Annotated in this window: 19 protein-coding genes; 1 reads left to right on the top strand and 18 read right to left on the bottom strand. The window is 57.0% G+C overall.

What is annotated here, in order from left to right; genetic code table 11:
* Window positions 1–4: 4 nt before the first annotated feature.
* From IE087_RS08390 to IE087_RS08325, 14 genes are all read right to left on the bottom strand, one after another.
* Window positions 5–793 carry an NAD(P)-dependent oxidoreductase gene (locus IE087_RS08390; RefSeq protein WP_189368861.1) on the bottom strand — a complete coding sequence of 263 codons (789 nt, stop codon included), beginning with the start codon at window positions 791–793 and terminating at the stop codon, window positions 5–7.
* Window positions 790–2,097: a DUF8689 domain-containing protein gene (locus IE087_RS08385; RefSeq protein WP_189368860.1), complete on the bottom strand. Its 1,308-nt coding sequence runs from the start codon at window positions 2,095–2,097 to the stop codon at window positions 790–792. Before IE087_RS08385 ends, IE087_RS08390 begins: the two co-directional genes overlap by 4 nt.
* Window positions 2,098–2,174: 77 nt before the next feature.
* A complete protein-coding gene (locus IE087_RS08380; RefSeq protein ID WP_189368859.1) occupies window positions 2,175–2,675 on the bottom strand; it encodes a prepilin peptidase in 501 nt (166 codons plus the stop codon).
* A 3-nt stretch (window positions 2,676–2,678) separates the two neighbouring features.
* Window positions 2,679–3,542, bottom strand: a complete 864-nt coding sequence (locus IE087_RS08375) for a tetratricopeptide repeat protein (RefSeq protein WP_189368858.1) — start codon at window positions 3,540–3,542, stop codon at window positions 2,679–2,681.
* 107 nt (window positions 3,543–3,649) lie between these two features.
* Complete coding sequence (locus IE087_RS08370; RefSeq protein ID WP_189368857.1) at window positions 3,650–4,219, bottom strand: tetratricopeptide repeat protein; 570 nt, start codon at window positions 4,217–4,219, stop codon at window positions 3,650–3,652.
* A gap of 90 nt (window positions 4,220–4,309) precedes the next feature.
* On the bottom strand, window positions 4,310–5,290 hold the full coding sequence (locus IE087_RS08365) for a type II secretion system F family protein (protein ID WP_189368856.1): 981 nt from the start codon (window positions 5,288–5,290) through the stop codon (window positions 4,310–4,312).
* A 10-nt stretch (window positions 5,291–5,300) separates the two neighbouring features.
* The gene (locus IE087_RS08360) at window positions 5,301–6,266 is read right to left on the bottom strand and encodes a type II secretion system F family protein (protein ID WP_189368855.1); all 966 of its coding nucleotides are present in this window, start codon (window positions 6,264–6,266) and stop codon (window positions 5,301–5,303) included.
* 12 nt (window positions 6,267–6,278) lie between these two features.
* Window positions 6,279–7,709: a TadA family conjugal transfer-associated ATPase gene (locus IE087_RS08355; RefSeq protein ID WP_189368854.1), complete on the bottom strand. Its 1,431-nt coding sequence runs from the start codon at window positions 7,707–7,709 to the stop codon at window positions 6,279–6,281.
* Window positions 7,710–7,731: 22 nt separating this feature from the next.
* Window positions 7,732–8,970, bottom strand: coding sequence for a CpaE/TadZ family protein (locus IE087_RS08350; protein ID WP_189368853.1), 1,239 nt, complete (start codon window positions 8,968–8,970; stop codon window positions 7,732–7,734).
* Between the two features lie 232 nt (window positions 8,971–9,202).
* On the bottom strand, window positions 9,203–9,868 hold the full coding sequence (locus IE087_RS08345) for an OmpA family protein (protein ID WP_189368852.1): 666 nt from the start codon (window positions 9,866–9,868) through the stop codon (window positions 9,203–9,205).
* A gap of 10 nt (window positions 9,869–9,878) precedes the next feature.
* On the bottom strand, window positions 9,879–11,306 hold the full coding sequence (locus tag IE087_RS08340; RefSeq protein ID WP_189369299.1) for a type II and III secretion system protein family protein: 1,428 nt from the start codon (window positions 11,304–11,306) through the stop codon (window positions 9,879–9,881).
* Between the two features lie 198 nt (window positions 11,307–11,504).
* Complete coding sequence (gene cpaB / locus IE087_RS08335) at window positions 11,505–12,362, bottom strand: Flp pilus assembly protein CpaB (RefSeq protein WP_189368851.1); 858 nt, start codon at window positions 12,360–12,362, stop codon at window positions 11,505–11,507.
* Window positions 12,363–12,555: 193 nt separating this feature from the next.
* Entirely contained in the window at window positions 12,556–12,741 is a 186-nt protein-coding gene (locus IE087_RS08330; protein WP_189368850.1) for a hypothetical protein, read from the bottom strand.
* Between the two features lie 97 nt (window positions 12,742–12,838).
* A complete protein-coding gene (locus IE087_RS08325; RefSeq protein WP_189368849.1) occupies window positions 12,839–13,042 on the bottom strand; it encodes a Flp family type IVb pilin in 204 nt (67 codons plus the stop codon).
* A gap of 368 nt (window positions 13,043–13,410) precedes the next feature.
* On the opposite strand from IE087_RS08325, the gene IE087_RS08320 reads away from it, so the two are divergent.
* Window positions 13,411–14,220, top strand: coding sequence for a lytic transglycosylase domain-containing protein (locus tag IE087_RS08320; protein WP_189368848.1), 810 nt, complete (start codon window positions 13,411–13,413; stop codon window positions 14,218–14,220).
* Between the two features lie 55 nt (window positions 14,221–14,275).
* On the opposite strand, the gene IE087_RS08315 is transcribed toward IE087_RS08320, so the two are convergent.
* The 4 genes from IE087_RS08315 to IE087_RS08300 are packed head-to-tail and all read right to left on the bottom strand — an operon-like array spanning window position 14,276 to window position 16,937.
* A complete protein-coding gene (locus IE087_RS08315; RefSeq protein WP_189368847.1) occupies window positions 14,276–14,566 on the bottom strand; it encodes a GNAT family N-acetyltransferase in 291 nt (96 codons plus the stop codon).
* Window positions 14,559–15,185 carry a 3-oxoacid CoA-transferase subunit B gene (locus tag IE087_RS08310; protein WP_189368846.1) on the bottom strand — a complete coding sequence of 209 codons (627 nt, stop codon included), beginning with the start codon at window positions 15,183–15,185 and terminating at the stop codon, window positions 14,559–14,561. Before IE087_RS08310 ends, IE087_RS08315 begins: the two co-directional genes overlap by 8 nt.
* A 16-nt stretch (window positions 15,186–15,201) precedes the next feature.
* Window positions 15,202–16,230 carry a PAS domain-containing protein gene (locus IE087_RS08305; RefSeq protein WP_189368845.1) on the bottom strand — a complete coding sequence of 343 codons (1,029 nt, stop codon included), beginning with the start codon at window positions 16,228–16,230 and terminating at the stop codon, window positions 15,202–15,204.
* Window positions 16,231–16,241: 11 nt separating this feature from the next.
* On the bottom strand, window positions 16,242–16,937 hold the full coding sequence (locus IE087_RS08300) for a CoA transferase subunit A (RefSeq protein WP_189368844.1): 696 nt from the start codon (window positions 16,935–16,937) through the stop codon (window positions 16,242–16,244).
* Between the last annotated feature and the right edge of the window lie 84 nt (window positions 16,938–17,021).

Genomic DNA, 17,021 nt, shown 5'->3' with positions numbered 1-17,021 from the left:
TGGCTCAGCGGCGAGGTTGCAAAGCCCTGACACTGGCCTGGACCTGTTTGGGAAGCGATGTGTCAGCGCCGTCTGGGGCGGCGTCGAGGGCTGCTGCCACGTCCTTGACCAGAATGCCGATGGAGTTGTCGGGAGCATAGCCGTGTTTGGCAAATTCGATTGTGTCGAAGCCTGAGGCGAGCCAGTTTTGGCCCGATGATGTTTCGATCAGGTTCAGGAGGTGCTGAGTGTCGAGCCCGGCCTCATCCGCCCAGTCCAGTACAAGCCGGGTCATTGCAGTGTGAGACGCCGCGAGCAGGTTGTTCAAAACCTTGGCCTGCATCCCGGCACCATATGCGCCCATGTGGTGGAAGTGTTGACCCATGAGGGCAAGCAGCAGCTTGGCATCGTCGATGTCGGCTTGTGTGCCGCCAAGCATGAAGCTGAGCGTGCGGTTTTCGGCGGCGATGACCGCACCGGACATGGGTGCGTCGATCAGGGTGATGTGGTCCGGCACCCTGTCGCGCAGGCCGAGAACGTAGCGCGGTGAAAGAGTGGAGCAAATGAAGATGCGCCGCAGCTTGGGTGCGGTGCCCATAAGGTTCTGGGTGTCAAACAGAAGAGCGTTGGTTTCCTCTTCATCCCGGACCACGGAAAATAGGGTTTCCACTTCGGGGGCAAAGGCCATGATGTTTGTGGTGGTGTGGGGCAGGCCCTTGTCCACAACATCAAAGCCTTTGGCCCGCGTGCCTCCGTCGCGCAGGGCGGCCAGCATTGGCAGCCCCATGCGCCCGCAGCCCGCGAGACCAATCATTTGACGATATGTTCGTCCTTGACGAACATGTTGGCCCAGGCCCGGTCGATCAGCTGTGGGGTCATCTGCAACGGGATGCCTTCGAAGTTGCAGGTGGCGACCATCTGATCCACCAGGAAGTTCGGCTGGTAGTTGGCGTAGATATTGTCGATCGTCGGATACTTCACCTTGAGCAGGTATACGAGCGCTTCTTCGTTCAGGGCCATCCCTTTCTTCTTGGCGACCATGGCAAAGATTTTCAGGAAGTTTGCCTGGTTTGGGCCGTCGATCTTGATCTTGAAGAAGATCCGGCGCAGGGCGGCTTGGTCGAAGATTTCGTTGGGGTGGAAGTTGGTCGAGAAGACGACCAGCGTGTCGAAGGGCACCTCGAATTTCTCACCTGATTGCAGGGCGAGGATGTCTTTGGATTCTTCGAGCGGAACGATCCAGCGGTTAACCAGCGCCTGTGGCGGTTCGGCCTGACGGCCAAGGTCGTCCACGATGAAGATGCCTCCGGTGGATTTCAGTTGCAGAGGCGCCTGGTAGGTCCGTGCCGTGGGGTTGTAGACGAGGTCCAGCATGTCCAGCGACAGTTCCCCCCCGGTGATCACCGTAGGACGTTCGCATTTGACGTAGCGCTTGTCATAGGGCGTCTTGCGGCGCAGCGATGTAGGGTCCTGAGCGTCTTCCGGGGCCAGCACGTGTACGATCGGGTCATAGACCGTAATCACCTGGCCCGCATATTCGATGGCACGTGGGACAAAGACGTTGTCCCCCAACGCGTCGCGGATGCCGTTCGAGATAGACGATTTACCGTTGCCCGGAGGGCCATACATCAGGATCGACCGGCCTGCGCTGACCGCCGGACCAAGCTGGTCCAGAAGGTCGTCGGGCAGGACGAGGTGGCCCATAGCCCCAGTCAGCTGCTGGCGTGTGACCATGATGTTGCGGATGGATTGGCGTTTGACCTGTTCGCGATAGACATCCAGTGGGACGGGCATAGCGCCGAAATACTCGGATTGGGCCAGGGCATCCAGGGCGCGCGCCTTGCCGCCGTCCGTCAGCTGGTAGCCCATTTCATTGCCATTGTTGGCATTGAGCGTACCGGTTGCCTCCATCAGCCGCTGGTCGCGGCACATGTCGATGAGTTCCTGAACCACCGGGATGGGTAAACACAGCGCCGGGCTGAGGTCGGACACCATGTCGAGGTTCTTGCGGAACATGGTTTTCAGCAAGATGTCTCGCATCATCACGACGGGCAGTTTCATCTCTTCCAGTCGTTTGGGAGCCGGCGGCGCAATCACGTCCGAGACTTGCATGTTCATGGGGTGGCCTGTGTTCTGCTGCGTTTTGTTGTGCTTGGCTTATCGCAGCACTTCGGCCAAAATGTGGCCGCAACAGGTCAAGAGCCGTACAGCGCTGCCAGCCCGAGGTAGATCGCAAGGGTAGGGCCAAGTGCAAAGCCCATAGGGAATCTGCGCCCTTCTTGGCTCCAACTGGCCCAGTCGGGTGCAAATGTGCGCAGAGAGGTGTGCTTTGCAATGGTGTGCGCACTGTAGGCGGCCAGAAGCACGGCGGCAAAGAGCGCCATGAGCAAATGGATATCTCCGAGGGCGACATAGGGTGCTGCGGCTGCGAGGAATTTGGCGTCTCCGGCCCCCATGGTTCCAGCAGCATTGAGGATGATGCCCGCAACCAGCACGATGGCCAACTGGGCGAGCTGCCACAGATAGGCATCAAGGGAATAGAAAAACGGCCCCATGGCCGCAAAGATGGCGGCCATCGTCAGGACTGTTGGATTGGTGATCCGCATCTCTGCAAGGTCGGTGTAAGCGACATACAGACAGATCGGCACCATAAGCGGCATGAACCACAGGGCGGCTGTGGCCGAAAGCGCAATCATGTCTTATCCGTTCGAGACGTTGTTCTCGAGCGCACGCAGAGACCGCACTGCGGCTTCGAAGTGCTGCGGGTGCGTTTCGATGGCGTCGCGCAAGAGGCCCTTGCCTGTTTCGAGGTTGCCCTGTTTCACGGCAGCCAAGCCCAGCGTGTGCAGCAACTGCGCGCGTTCTGTCTGATCCATGGGGATCACTGGCAGGCTGTAGTTGCCTTGCGCGCCACGGGCGAGGATGAGGTTGTTCTTGGCTGTGAACAGGCTGGGGTCCTGACGGATTGCATCAGTGAACAAACGCTCTGCATCGTTGAAGTCGCCGCGCGTGAGCTTGGAGTACCCCCAGTTGTTCAACACACCGGAGGGGCGTGTCGTCAGGCCGACGGCTGTTTCGTAGAAGCTGTCCGCTTTCTTCCATTCTTTGTTGCTGTCAGCAACAAGGGCTTCGAGGCGATAGCGCTTGAAGGTCTCGACAGTCGGGGGAACCTTGTCCAGCTCTTCTTCGGCCCGTGCCCAATCACCTGATCGCAACAGGGCATCAGCAAAGTCTACGCGGTCATCATTGGTCACGCCGTCGAGCTTTACCAGTTTGGCATAGGCTGAACTGGCCTCTGTATAGCGTTTGGCGCGTACAAGGCTGACGGCAAGCCCACGTTGTGCGTCAATTCGGTTCGGGTTTTCCTTCGTCGTACGGCTGAAGTAGGCAACCGCCTCATTCGGGTCCGCTACGGTCAGCATCACGTCGTTCAGGTCGCTTTCATCTACGACATTCACGTCTTGAAAGGCCCGTTCCACGGTTTCGTCGGCGTTTTTCTGGTCGCAAGCGGCAAGGGCCATAGCGCCCGAAAGAGCGACAGCCATGAATACAGAGTGGCGCATGTTTGCGTCCTTTTTCCTGCTCGTTCGCGCCGTGCTTTTTGCTGCCCGGTCGCATCCCTTTCGCGCCTGTGACAGCGCAACCTCACACCCACCCGAAGGTGGAAAAATCAAGATGCAGTGCGGATCAAAAAGTCGCTGCTGCCTCGACGGACCAGTTTGTACTGGCTCTCATTGATTTCTACGGTATCAGAATTTTCAGATTTTGCGAGTGCCAAGCGCAAATTATCCCGAATAAGTGTGCTTTCTCCGTCATCCAGGGCAAAGGCACGGCGAAAGATCTGGACGGCTTCGGACGTTTCGCCCTGCTCCATCAGTACAACACCAAGGTTGTTGAGGTCGGAGGGGACCGGATCATATTCCGTTGTGGCGCGGCGCAGAAGTTTTTCGGCCTGGTTCAGACGCCCCAGTCCGAGATTGGCCGTTCCCAGCCCGGACAGTATCTCGGCGTCAAATCCACCGCGGTCGAGCGCCGCACGATTGAAGGATTTGATGGCCAATTCAAATTCGCCCGCAGCAATCAGGCGGTGGCCCACTTCAACCCCGTCAACCCCATCCGCACGGCGGTCGACGCCGGGGGCAAATGGTCCGGTCTGAGACGCATCAATGCCTCGTTCACCGCAAGCGGTCAGGACAAACGCAAGAAAGAGAGCGAGAAACGCCCGGATGCCTGTGATCATTGTGGTCTTCGCCACGCCTCAAAATTGACTGCACCGCTCGCCCGAAATGGACGCGCGGTGTTGTCTTGTACCACGGCTCAGGCGGTTGGCCTAGTTGCCGAGTGCGTTCATATTGCCAAGTTGCGTGATACCGTGTGCGGATGGACCCACAAGGATCAGCAACAGCGGCGGAACCGTCAGCATCATGGTGGCGAGCGTCATCTTGGTTGGCAACTTGTTGGCGGCCTCTTCGGCGCGCATGACGCGTTTGTCGCGCATCTCGCCCGCGTAGACCCGCAGCGCCTCGGCGATGGATGTACCGAAGCTGGCGGACTGCACCAACACTGTCACAAAGCTGGCTACATCCTGCACGCCGCAGCGTTCGCCCATGTCGTTCAGCACGGTTACCTTGTCCTTACCAGCCTTCATTTCAAGGCTGACCACCATGAATTCATCCGCCAGTGCGGGATAGGAGGCCCGCAATTCTCCGGCAACGCGAGTGATGGCCTGATCAAGCGATTGGCCCGCTTCGACGCACACCAGAAGCATGTCCAACGAGTCGGGGAAGCCTTGCGTGATCTGTTCTTTTCGCATCTCGACGCGGCGTGTCACCCAGTATTGGGGTAGGTAGTAACCCGCGCCGCCCGGACCGATGGTGAACATGATGATTTTTTGCGTCGTCATGTTGTCGGTGCCAACGATGAAGTTGGTATAGACAACCCCCAAGGCGAGGCCAAGGACACCCAATAGAAACTGGGCTGCATGGAACATGCGCACCGCGTCACGGGATTGGTAGCCCGCCTGGCGCAGTGTCAGCTGGCGTTTGGACAGCTCGGCGACATCCTCGGGTTCAAGGAATTTTGAAAAACGCTCAAGCTGTTCGTTCCGCGCACCCTGGCGCAGGCGTTCTTTGCCCGGGCCAGTCGTCGTGGCCATCTGGCTGGATTTCTTGAGTTTGGTCAGCGGGTCCTCGGGCTGCCGCAGCATCATGATGACCACGATTGCGACCATCATCACGCCAAGCACGCCGGCCAGGACAATAAAGCCAAGCGGGCCAAGCGTGTCCGTTATGGATTGCATTAGGGCGTCCATAGCAGGCTCCTTACACTTTGATGTTGGTCAGGACGCGCATCACCATCAGGTTCGCGGCCAGGAAGATACCCACGGCAAAGCAGGCAGGAATGAAGTAGGGGTGATCGCGCACTTCATCGTAGTAATGCGGGTCGGTCACGTTGATGACGATCAGCGCCACGATGGGGAAGGCTGACAGGAACTTGCCGGACCACTTGGCTTCGGCCGTGATCGCTTTGACCCGACGGAACAGGCGGAAGCGTGCCCGGATCACCTTGGCCAGACCGGCGAGGATTTCGGCGAGGTTACCACCGGATTGCTGCTGGATCGTCACGGCCACCGAAAGGAAGCGTAAATCCTGCATGTCGAGCCGTTCGGCCATATCCTTAAGGCTTTCACCCACGTCGCGCCCAAAAGCGGATTCATCGGCGATAAGTCCAAATTCCGAAGCCAGGGGGTCCTGTACCTCTTTCGAGACGATCTGGATGGCCGAGCTGAAGGGGTGACCCACGCGCAACGACCGCACCATGAGTTCCACGGCATCAGGCAGTTGTTCTTCGATCATACCCAGCCGTTTGCCGGCCTTGGAGGCCACCCAGAAATAGACCGCACCGATGCCGATGCCTATGGACATGAGAATGCGCACCGGCGTGTCCGTTTCGGTTCCGACGCTCAGCCCGACAAAGGCCACAACTGAAAGTCCAGCCATGATCATGATCAGCTGTTGCGGTGTGAACGCGATGGCCGCCTTTTGCGCCTTGTCCGCCAGCAGCGAGTAGAGTGGGATGGACCGTGCGCCCATGTGCTGCTGCATCTCCTTGCGGAGCTGTTCAAGCACTTCTTCGCGACGCCCACCGGCCTTGTTCAGCATCTCCAGACGACGGTTCACCCGGCTGTTCAGGCTGATCGATTTGCCAAAGGCGACAAGGTACAGGCCTTCGACCAGCACCAGAACGCCGATGAAGATCAGGCCGTAGATAATTGGTTCTGCACTCATCGTTTCAGGTCCTTACTCGGCGGCAACGGGTTCATAGATGGAAGCGGGCAAGTCATAGCCCCACAGACGGAACCGTTCGGAATAGTGTGAACGGACGCCGGTGGCGGTGAAGTGGCCTATGATCTTGTTGTCGGGCGTGAGGCCGACGCGCTGGAAGCGGAAAACTTCCTGCATCGAGATCACGTCACCCTCCATCCCGGTGATTTCGGTGATCGATGTCATACGGCGTGACCCGTCCTGTAGACGCGACGCCTGCACGATCAGGTTCACAGCCGACGAGATCTGAGACCGCACCGCCTTGATCGGCATTTCGATCCCGGCCATGGCAATCATATTTTCCAAACGGCTTACGCCGTCACGCGCAGAGTTGGCGTGGATCGTGGTCATCGATCCGTCGTGGCCAGTGTTCATGGCCTGGAGCATGTCGATGACTTCCTCGCCCCGCGTCTCGCCCACGATGATGCGGTCAGGGCGCATACGAAGGGCGTTTTTCAAACAGTCGCGTGGTGACACTTCGCCCTTGCCCTCAACGTTAGGTGGTCGGCTTTCCATCCGGCCCACATGGGTCTGTTGCAGTTGGAGTTCGGCGGTGTCTTCGATTGTCAGGATACGTTCGGCATTGTCGATGAAGGATGACAGAGCATTGAGCGTGGTCGTTTTCCCGGACCCGGTACCACCCGACACGATGACGTTCAGGCGCGTGGCAACGGCAGCCTGAAGATAAGCAGCCATCTCTTCGGTAAAGGCACCGAAATTCACCAGGTCGTCGATGCCCAGCTTGTCCTTTTTGAACTTACGAATGGACACAAGGCTACCGTCCACCGCAATGGGGGGCACCATGGCGTTGAAACGCGAACCGTCCTGCAAACGGGCGTCCACATAAGGGTTGGATTCGTCAACACGACGGCCCACCGCGCTCACGATCTTGTCGATGATGCGCAGGAGGTGTCGTTCGTCCTTGAACGTGACGTCGGTCAGTTCCAGCTTACCCGACCGTTCGACAAATATCTGCTGAGGCCCGTTGACCAGAATATCGTTGACAGATTCATCTTTCAGAAGCGTTTCAAGGGGGCCGAGCCCCGTCACTTCGTCAAACAGTTCCTGATTGAGGGTCTGGCGATCCTCACGGTTCAGGATGATGTTCTTTTCTGTCAGCACTTCGGTCGAAATTGCGCTGATTTCCTGACGCAGGTCCTGTTCAGTCGCATGTTCGAGCGCGGCGAGGTTCAGGTTGTCCAAAAGCGCACGATGGAGTTCGAGCTTGATCTCGCCCATGCGCTCCTTGCGCTTGCGTTCCTTGTCCATAGGGGTGACTGTCGCGGATTTTGACGGAGCCGGTTTGCGTGCAATTTTCTTGGACGCGTCTGCCTTGGGCATCTCGGCAACCTTGTCCGCAGGTGCTGCGGCAGGTTTGGCTTCGGCTTTTTTGTATTTGGAAAACATCGAGTGACCCCCGGTTGCCAGATCACGCCGCCTTGGCGTGATCCTCGCTGAGTTCATGGATGGACGCGGCCAGTTTGGCGATTTCTCGACGCAAAGGGTTTTTGGCTGCGGAGCTTGCCAGCGGTACACCGTGATCAGCCCCCTGGCTGATAGGCTTGCCTCCTTCTGGCAACTGCACCTCGACTGAGATGTCCAGGCTTTCCGACAAGCGCTTGACTCGTGCCTTGCCGCCCAAGTCAGTGAATTTCGGCGCGCGGTTCAGTACGTAGCGCAGTTTTTCGATCGGCAGGTCTTCGGCTTGCAGCGCGCGTTTGAAGCGCAACGTATTCTGGGCCGACCGCATGTCCATTTCGAGCGTCGTGAAGTAGAGATGCGATGCATTCAGCACGGTTTCGGTCCATTGGACGAGCGTTGATGGCATATCAACGACGACGTAGTCGAAGTGCGCGCGGGCCATGTCAATCACCCGTGTCACATCCTCGGGAGTGACAAGATCCAGAGGGATCATGTCGGCGGGCGCCGTCAGCACTTGCAGGTTTTCTTCGAACGTCAAAAGCGACTGACCGAAAATCTCTTCATCCATGCTTTCGGTGTCCGATAGCATTTCAAACACTGCTTCTCGCCGCGGCAGATCAAGATAGGTCGAGGCAGATCCGAACTGAAAGTCAAAGTCCAGAAGGCAGACCGAGGGCGTTTCGGTTTTGCACAACAGGGCCAGTTCCCAAGCCAGGTTCACGGCCAGCGTCGTGGCGCCTGTTCCGCCAGCCACGCCATGACAGACAAAGATCGCGCCCTGCTTGTCCACGCCGGATTTGAGGTTGGCTGTCTTTTCATCGCCAACGGGTTGAGGTTGACCGCTGGCTTGCAAACGGTCGATTGCTTGTTGCAATTCACCTTCAGGAAGAGGGTAGGGGACAAATTCGTCCGCGCCTTGGCGCAATAACTGATGCAGGGATGCCGGTGTCACGTCTTCGGCGATCAGGATCACCTTGATACCGTGGGCCTTGGCCTGCGTGATGATCTCGCCCAGAAGAACCAGATTGTCTTCGTCTTCTTCGTTAAGCGCCAGCGCCACGAACTCCATGGCTTCGGCATCGGGTTGATTGAAGAAAGCCAAGGCTTCGGCAAAACCGAGATCGCCCCAGGCTTCGCCCAGCGCCTGTTCCATGTCCTCTATCAACAGGTCGAAATTCTGAACATCACGGCTGATGGTACATGCCGTGATTGGTGCAGTTTCCGGTTGCGGCATTGCGCTGCTCATTGCCCACTCGTCCTTTGCTCAATGGGCCTGGTATCCGATTGTGCCGTTCTGGCAGGTGGATACGCTGGCCCGCGCCCGGAGCTTTTGCCGGGCATACGTGTCCTCAGGGGCAGTTGTCGCAACGAATTCAGGCGAGATTTGGGCCAAAAAACTCCAATTGTTGGGTATCTCAGAACGATAAAGGGCCCACAGACATGATTGTCTGCGGGCCCTTTGATAAAATGGAGTGGTTTTACTCTTCTGTTCTGAACTCGGTACCTGACGTTCCGGTCAGCGTGCTTTGGGCTTCGGCCGACTGTACGTAGTCACGATAGATGATCTGGGCATAGTTCCCATCCAGTACCGTTGGATGCGATTTTACAAAACCGGTAACCTCAGTCACCGTGCGGCGATTGCGCCGTTCGCGGCCTTGCGTGACGATCAATGGCTGCGTTTCACCAAAGGACGCGACGGCTTCGAGACGCGAGCGGTTGATGCCTTGGCTGGTCAGGAAGGCCACAACAGCGTTGGCTCGGGCGAGGCCCAGACGCTTGTTATATGCGGCGGAACCGACGGCGTCGGTATGCCCGTACACGCGGAACCGTATTTCCGGAAACTGACGGATCCACACAGCTTGTTCGCGCAGTGCATCGCGTGCGCCCGCATCCAGTTGAGACGAATTGAACGCAAAGTTGACCGTTGTACCAACCTCGGTCGCAAAACGCTGAGCGAGGTCAAAGGTGTATTGCCGCTCACCCGTAAGGATCAAAGTATTGTTGGCCGTTGCATTTCCAAACTGCCCCGTATCGACCAGCGCACCGGCTTCCCGATAGAACTGTGTGTAGACCGGGTCATTGGACGCGTTACAGGCGCCAAGGGCCAAGATGCTTGTCATTGCGACGGTGAAGATCGGTTTCATGACCCTGTCCTTAGTCCAACACGTAGCCATAAGAGCCGGAGAAGTCTTGCTTGGCAACCTCGCCTGCACCGCCCTGCTTGGGGGCACGCGTGCCAGCAGCTGTGCGTCCAAACAGGAACAGGTCCCGCTCACTTGGGGGTTTGATCCGATCTGTGGGCAGCGCCAGGGCGTCGCCGCGGACCGGAGAAACAAGATGAGCTGTGATGATGATCACCAACTCTGATTGGCTGCGCTGATAGGATGCTGACCGGAACAACGCGCCCAAGACTGGCACATCGCCAAGCCATGGCAGCTGATTGTTGTTGTCGATGAAGTTGTCTTCAAGCAAACCAGCGATTGCAAAGCTCTCGCCATCACGCAATTCGACAGTTGTCGCGGTCTCGCGCCGGCTGAATGCGTCAATGGTGAAGCCATCGAATGTCAGGCCGTTGGTTGTATCGATGTCAGATACTGCTGCTTCAAGTTCCAGGTTGATGAGGTCCTTGTCGACGACCCTAGGAATGAAGTTGAGCTGGATACCGAACGGTTTGAATTCCACCGTGATAACGCCGTCTTCCTGTGCCACGGGGACGGGGTATTCACCACCCGCCAGGAAGCGGGCTTCCTGGCCAGAGAGGGCCACAAGGTTCGGTTCAGCCAGCGTGCGAACAACCCCTTTGGTTTCAAGGGCTTCGAGCAAAAGGCCAACCCGCGTGCTGCCTGCATTGAAACCAAACAGGATAGCACCATTGTTCTCGTTGTTGGCGGGCACCCGCCCACCTAGTGCACCGTCAATCGCTCCGGAGCCCACTGTCGTGCCGCTGCCTCCGGTTACATCGATGTCACCCGAAAAGAGAGATCCGTTCAGGGACAGGGATGAGCTGAGAGACTTGGATACGTTGCGGTTCATTTCCGCAAAGCGCACTTTCAACATGACTTGTTGAATGCCACCCACGCTCATCAGGTTGCTAACGCGCCCTTCTGCGTAACGCTCGGCCAGATCCAGGGCCCGTTGCAACCGTGCGCTGGATGACACGATGCCGGAAAGGACGATACCGTCATTGGCGGTACGAACTTCGATCTTTTCTCCGGGCAGAATCTGGCGGAGTCGCTCTTTAAACTCAGAGATGTCCGCTGACACACGCACATTGACGTTTGTGATAAGTCGACCATTCGCATCCAATAGTGTCAGCGTGGTCAATCCCGGTGCCTTGCCCAGAACGTAGATGGTTCTGTCGCTGAGCGAGGAAATGTCTGCGATCGCCGGGTTGGCAATACTCAGTTCCGCGAAGGCCGTTTCGCTTTCGACGACGACCGCGCGATTCATCGGCACGCTCAGTGTCGAATCTGTGGATTTACGTACCACCCGTAAGTTTTCTGCATGCGCCATTTCCGAAATGGGGCCTGCAGCAAAACACAGCCCAAGAAGGGCCGCCTTAAAGAATCCGTCAATTTTCATGTGACCTGCCTTTTTGATCACGCCTCGATGCCGGGTCTTGATGCCCGTGATAAAACGTACCATGCGGCAATTTGGTTTTTTTTGCAAGAATCAACGGGTTTGGCCGATTCTTTTATGTGGATAACCAGCAACAGAAGGTAAAGCAAAAACCGGCGCCACAGAACGTGACGCCGGTGTAAGTGATTGAAATGGGTAGGATCAATTGGTGCAGGGGATCGGAATTTGCACAACCTCTGCGCCGCGTCGTGTGCGGATGGAACAGGTCTTTTCCTTCTCTACCTCGACCTTCACTGCTTTGCTTTCGATGCCGAGAAGGTCGCGTTGGTCGACTTCGATAGCGCCCGCAACCGTGTCATCCTCTGCACCGACAAGAGACAATGAAAGACGCCCGGTGGACTGTGCTTGCGCCAGTTTGGCCACTTGAGCAGGGGCGACAGCTACCGTCACGGTCTGAGCAATTACTGTTCCATCAAGGTCACCGGCGGCATTCTGGTCAATGGCAATCAGTTTAATCGCAGGTTGGATCAACTTGGTGACTTCGCCACGGCTTTGATCAAGCGACTTGTCTACGCGGCCGGTCCAGTAAACGTCCACGCGATCGCCGGGGCGCAGGAATCCGGAAACACCGGTTGCAACATCAACACGGATTGCAAAGGCGCGCATGCCGCGTTCAAGGCGCGATGTCAGACCTGCTTCCTCACCGGGTTCGGTCACTTTCACGGTAAGGATGGCCTCGTGCTTTTCCATTGTACGCAGAACGACACGGTGGTCAGTCTCACCTTCGGGGAAGAGAGGGTTATCTTCGGTAAACGCACCTTCCGGGACCGAGGTTTCGGGCCAATCCACGGCGCGCACGTCCTCAGCCGTCAGTTCTTCACCATATTTCAATCGCCGCTCTGCGACATAGACGGGGATCGTCGGTACGATCTTTTCGCGTTGGGCGCGTTCCGCGGCCAAGGCAACCTGATACTTCCCGATGTAATTCTTGGCCATGTAAACGGCTCCGCCTGCCAGGGCGATCCCCGCAAGCAGAACCAATCCAAATACCATTCGCATTTCAGCACCTCATTGATTGGGTTCCTGCGCCGGAACGGGCGGAACCTCTTACGAGAATACGTGACATTCGATTGTGGCGATTTCTGGGAAGCAGTGGGAAAGCTTAAAGGCACTCGCGTTCGCGATGCTCAAGCAACAAAGACCCGACGCGCGTGGCGGTCCGGTCTTCTGTGCTGTCTGGTATTGAACTCGTTTACTCGCCGGTAAAGAACTCGGTTTCAAAAAATGTTCCGACATTCCCTGTCAAGGTAAGGGCCCCGGTTTGCATGGCTGTCACAATTACAATCGCCAAGCCAACTATTGCGGCGCACAGAACGACCCAATCAACCGTAACTGCTCCGTCTTCGTTGTGTTGGAACGTTTTCAAGAACCGGATCATCGTGGACCTCTTTAAATAATCTACAAGTGCCTTCTGAAAAAAAGGGCCGCGTCCGAAAGCGGTCGCGGCCCCCTGGTCAGACGATTACGTCAGACTATTATTCGCCAGCAGGCTCGCCGATTTCGCCGATGACTTGCTCACCCAGGAATGTGTCGGTGGCAGCTGTCAGGCCGGTCGCGCCGGATTCGATCGATGTGTAAGCAGCAATTGCCAGGCCAACAACGGCTGCGGTCAGAACAACCCAGTCAACTGTTACGGCGCCGTCTTCGTCGTTACGGAAGTTTTTGATGAACTTGATCATGATAGTGTCCCTCCAAAGGATCAGTAGATTTGCATTAACCGCGCCGTCCTTTGTGAGCCGCTCTCTCTCATTGGCCCGTGTCCGACTTGGTATGCCGCTATATAGTCGGGGGATTGGGGCACGAATTTGACGGCAAATTGAGGATTTCACGTCTCGCGCCAAGTTTTTTGAAATGATTTTTTAAGATGCTGTTTTTTATAGGAAAAAAATGACTGGCGGTGATCTGTTGGTGTAAAATAGGTTAATCAGCATGGCAAATGTGGCAGCTTTGCCATTTTTTCCGCGCTGCAGACTGGCTTGAAACCCAGATTTTTGCGATAATTTGCGAAAGTCCACCAAAGAGTGGGCGTCAAAGTGAGAGCAGTTTGATGGTTCGTTTGCCTCTGGCGCTTTTGACGGCGCTTTCATTGATGTGCGGAAATGCCCTTGCCGATGATCCACCGCCCTTCAAAGATTTCTCTGCCAAGCGCGTAAAGCCACCGCAGCCTGGCGCGAAGAGGTTTATCACGGTGCAGATCGACCCAGAAGCACCCGCGGCAGAGGCAAGTGCGCCCGAGGCATCTGATGCTGCCGCGACCCCCAGGGTACCGTCGACACGCTTTGACTGGTTCTGGCAGGACATCTCTCCTGAGATTGACAAGGCAGGGCCTGGTCGGTTGGACAAGGCATTGCGAGCGTTGGCGCGCGCCGAACAGCCGGTGCCGGTGCCGCGGTTGCAGCAAATGCAGACCTTGGCCCAGGCGCAGGGCATCGACATTTTGAAAGCGACGATCGGTACGGATGTATCACCTGCGTTGGTTTTGGCGGTTATGATGGTGGAATCTGCGGGCAAGCCGGATGCCCAGAGCGGAGCGGGGGCACAAGGGCTGATGCAGTTGATGCCCGACACGGCCGCGCGTTTCGGGGTCGAAGACAGCTTTGCCCCAGACGAGAATATCGCTGGCGGTGTCAGGTACCTTGACTGGCTGATGGATACGTTCGACCGCGATCCTGTGCTCGTGCTTGCGGGGTATAACGCAGGCGAAGGGGCGGTGCGAACCCACAAAGGTGTCCCACCTTATGCAGAAACGCGAGACTATGTTCCGAAGGTTCTGGCAACGTTTCAGGTGGCAAAGGGCTTGTGTGTGACGCCGCCGGAACTGGTCACGGATGGTTGCGTATTCGCCGCTTTAAATTGACGTGCCGTTTTTAGGGCAGGGCGCTGCCCTTACTATCTGTCGCAAACAGGAGTGGTCAAACGCTGAACGCATCAGCCCAATCCGGGTGCATCGCCCGCTGCGCGTTTACGAAGGGGCAGAGAGGGACAATCTTCCATCCCTCCGCCCGGGCATCATCGACCAGTCTTTTGACCAGCGCTTGGCCTGCACCGGTGCCACGCATGGCATCAGGCACTCCAGTATGGTCCGCAATGCGCGTCTGAGCCGAGAGGATTGAAAAGGTCAGCTCCGCCACGGCTCCATCACGGGTCAGCGTGTACCGGCCTTTCGACCCGTCTTCTTCCCGATGAATGTCAAACTCAGACAAGGGTCGCCTGGGTGGCGGCGCGCAATTCGTCTTCGGTGACGCCGTCGGCAACCTCGACGATCTTCAGACCACCGTCGACCACATCCAGCACACCAAGGTTCGTGATGATGCGATCAACCACGCCTTTACCTGTGAGCGGCAGTGTACATTCCTTGAGCACCTTGCTGTCGCCATGCTTGTTGGTGTGGTCCATGACAACCACGACCCGCCCAACACCCGCAACAAGATCCATGGCGCCGCCCATCCCCTTCACCAGCTTGCCAGGGATCATCCAGTTGGCCAGATCACCATTCTCAGCCACTTCCATTGCGCCCAAGATCGCCATCGCGATCTTGCCACCACGGATCATGCCAAAGCTTTGCGCGCTGTCGAAATACGCAGTCTGAGGCAGTTCGGTGATCGTCTGCTTTCCAGCATTGATCAGATCAGCGTCTTCTTCACCCTCAATGGGGAAGGGCCCCATGCCCAGCATGCCGTTCTCCGACTGGAGCGTCACTTCGATCCCGTCGGGAATATAGTTTGACACCAGCGTCGGAATCCCGATGCCGAGGTTCACATACCAGCCGTCTTCAAGTTCCTGCGCGGCACGCGCCGCCATTTGGTTGCGATCCCAGGGCATCGATTGTCCTTATTCACTATTCGTCGGTGAGTGCCGCGCCAGCTGGCACGTCTATGGTGATGAAACTTCCTGCGGCGCCACGGCCCAGATGCAGTGTTCCTTCTAGACCTTCTATGAGGCCGGACACAATACGTCCGCCAACAGTCTTGCTGTCAGGCCATTCCATTTCCTGTGGGATGCCAACGCCATCATCGGCAACGATCAGGCGCAAGCCCCCTGCGCTCAGCCTGCTCATCCTGACTTCGACCAGTCCCATGTCGATGCGATCAAAGGCGTGCTGGAAGGCATTCGTGAGCAACTCTGACAGGACCAGACCGACACGTGTTGCCGTTTCGATCGGCACTTCCAACGACTCGATTTGCAGGGAAACCCGAATACCGGAGCGACCTTCGATATGGGCAATCGCAGCTGATAGACGAGAAAGGTAGCTGCCCATTTGGATGCGGTCCCGGTTGGACTGCTGATCGCTCAGCTTCATTTCTTCGTAAAGCAGTTGGAGTGTTTCAATCCTGCGACTAAGGGCTGCAAAATCCTCGGGAACGGATGTAGATCCGGATTGCTGACGGATCATCCCGATGATCATCGAGAGGTCAGAGGCAACCCGATTCTGGATCTCGATAAGCTGTGCGTTTACGTCCTCAGCGCTGCTTGCCATCTCACTTTGCCGCAGCTCTTTTTGGATGCCCACGAAATATTGGGTTTCCCCCCGTGAATCGTGGACGGGGGCGACAATCAGGCGGTTGGTGAACGGTTCGCCATTGGCACGGTAATTGAGGATATCGACCGTGACACTTTCTTCGTTCTCTATACCGCCGCGCAGCTTGTCCACGTCTGTCTTACGTGTCCCTTCGCCCTGAAGGAACCGGCAATTGCGGCCAATCGATGCGGATCGAGCGTACCCGGTCGAGCGCGTGAACGCCTGGTTTACGTAAACGATCGGGTTGTCTTCGAGATGCGGATTGGTCACCACCATGGCAACTTGCGCGCGCGAAAACCCGTCAAAGGATTTGTCGTCTTGCAGAAGTTCTTCGATGGTGTCAGGCATGGCCTGGCTCCTCACGCGGCGCGCGTTGTCCGTTGTTCGATGCGCTTTTCATGTTCGCCCTGGATCAGGCGGTGGACGTAGATACCAGGTAGGTGGATTGCGTCAGGGTCAAGGCTGCCTGTGGGGACGATTTCTTCCACCTCAGCGATACAGACTTTCCCACACATTGCGGCGGGCGGGTTGAAGTTACGCGCAGTCTTGCGGAAGATCAGATTGCCTGTCGCATCCGCTTTCCAAGCCTTCACGATGGACAGATCGGCAAAGATGCCCTCTTCCATAATGTAGGTTTCGCCACCGAAGTCCTTGTGCTCTTTGCCCTCGGCGATCACGGTTCCGACACCTGTTTTGGTGTAAAAACCGGGTATGCCGCAGCCACCCGCGCGCATCCGCTCGGCCAGGGTGCCTTGAGGATTGAACTCGAGCTCAAGTTCGCCGGACAGATACTGGCGCATGAATTCCGCGTTTTCGCCCACGTAGGAGGAGATCATCTTTTTCACCTGGCGCGTCTGCAAAAGGATGCCGATTCCAAAGTCATCCACACCAGCGTTGTTCGATGCAAAGGTCAAATCCCTGGTGCCTGCATCCTTGATCGCGTCCAAGAGCAGTTCGGGAATGCCGCATAGGCCAAATCCCCCCGCCGCGATGAACATGCCGTCAAACAAAAGCCCATCCAATGCTTCAGAAGCTGAGCCGTAAATCTTCTTCATGTCTTTCCCCAAGAAGCCCCGTGGCAGGGCAGTCGCACTGGGTTCAGTATGTGAATGTATGCACTGTCAAAGTCAACGAAGAGG

Source organism: Tateyamaria omphalii, assembly GCF_014651375.1.
Lineage (GTDB): Bacteria > Pseudomonadota > Alphaproteobacteria > Rhodobacterales > Rhodobacteraceae > Tateyamaria > Tateyamaria omphalii.
This window is presented reverse-complemented; position numbering and strand designations above follow the sequence as displayed.

Bases quoted from the DNA above. Each gene is read 5' to 3' on its own strand.
- IE087_RS08365 (WP_189368856.1), bottom strand. From the start codon at position 5,290: ATGGACGCCCTAATGCAATCCATAACGGACACGCTTGGCCCGCTTGGC.
- IE087_RS08380 (WP_189368859.1), bottom strand. From the start codon at position 2,675: ATGATTGCGCTTTCGGCCACAGCCGCCCTGTGGTTCATGCCGCTTATG.
- IE087_RS08355 (WP_189368854.1), bottom strand. From the start codon at position 7,709: ATGTTTTCCAAATACAAAAAAGCCGAAGCCAAACCTGCCGCAGCACCT.
- cpaB (WP_189368851.1), bottom strand. From the start codon at position 12,362: ATGCGAATGGTATTTGGATTGGTTCTGCTTGCGGGGATCGCCCTGGCA.
- IE087_RS08305 (WP_189368845.1), bottom strand. From the start codon at position 16,230: ATGCCTGACACCATCGAAGAACTTCTGCAAGACGACAAATCCTTTGAC.
- IE087_RS08340 (WP_189369299.1), bottom strand. From the start codon at position 11,306: ATGAAAATTGACGGATTCTTTAAGGCGGCCCTTCTTGGGCTGTGTTTT.
- IE087_RS08330 (WP_189368850.1), bottom strand. From the start codon at position 12,741: ATGATCCGGTTCTTGAAAACGTTCCAACACAACGAAGACGGAGCAGTT.
- IE087_RS08350 (WP_189368853.1), bottom strand. From the start codon at position 8,970: ATGAGCAGCGCAATGCCGCAACCGGAAACTGCACCAATCACGGCATGT.
- IE087_RS08375 (WP_189368858.1), bottom strand. From the start codon at position 3,542: ATGCGCCACTCTGTATTCATGGCTGTCGCTCTTTCGGGCGCTATGGCC.
- IE087_RS08325 (WP_189368849.1), bottom strand. From the start codon at position 13,042: ATGATCAAGTTCATCAAAAACTTCCGTAACGACGAAGACGGCGCCGTA.
- IE087_RS08300 (WP_189368844.1), bottom strand. From the start codon at position 16,937: ATGAAGAAGATTTACGGCTCAGCTTCTGAAGCATTGGATGGGCTTTTG.
- IE087_RS08345 (WP_189368852.1), bottom strand. From the start codon at position 9,868: ATGAAACCGATCTTCACCGTCGCAATGACAAGCATCTTGGCCCTTGGC.
- IE087_RS08320 (WP_189368848.1), top strand. From the start codon at position 13,411: ATGGTTCGTTTGCCTCTGGCGCTTTTGACGGCGCTTTCATTGATGTGC.
- IE087_RS08370 (WP_189368857.1), bottom strand. From the start codon at position 4,219: ATGATCACAGGCATCCGGGCGTTTCTCGCTCTCTTTCTTGCGTTTGTC.
- IE087_RS08385 (WP_189368860.1), bottom strand. From the start codon at position 2,097: ATGAACATGCAAGTCTCGGACGTGATTGCGCCGCCGGCTCCCAAACGA.
- IE087_RS08360 (WP_189368855.1), bottom strand. From the start codon at position 6,266: ATGAGTGCAGAACCAATTATCTACGGCCTGATCTTCATCGGCGTTCTG.
- IE087_RS08390 (WP_189368861.1), bottom strand. From the start codon at position 793: ATGATTGGTCTCGCGGGCTGCGGGCGCATGGGGCTGCCAATGCTGGCC.
- IE087_RS08310 (WP_189368846.1), bottom strand. From the start codon at position 15,185: ATGCCCTGGGATCGCAACCAAATGGCGGCGCGTGCCGCGCAGGAACTT.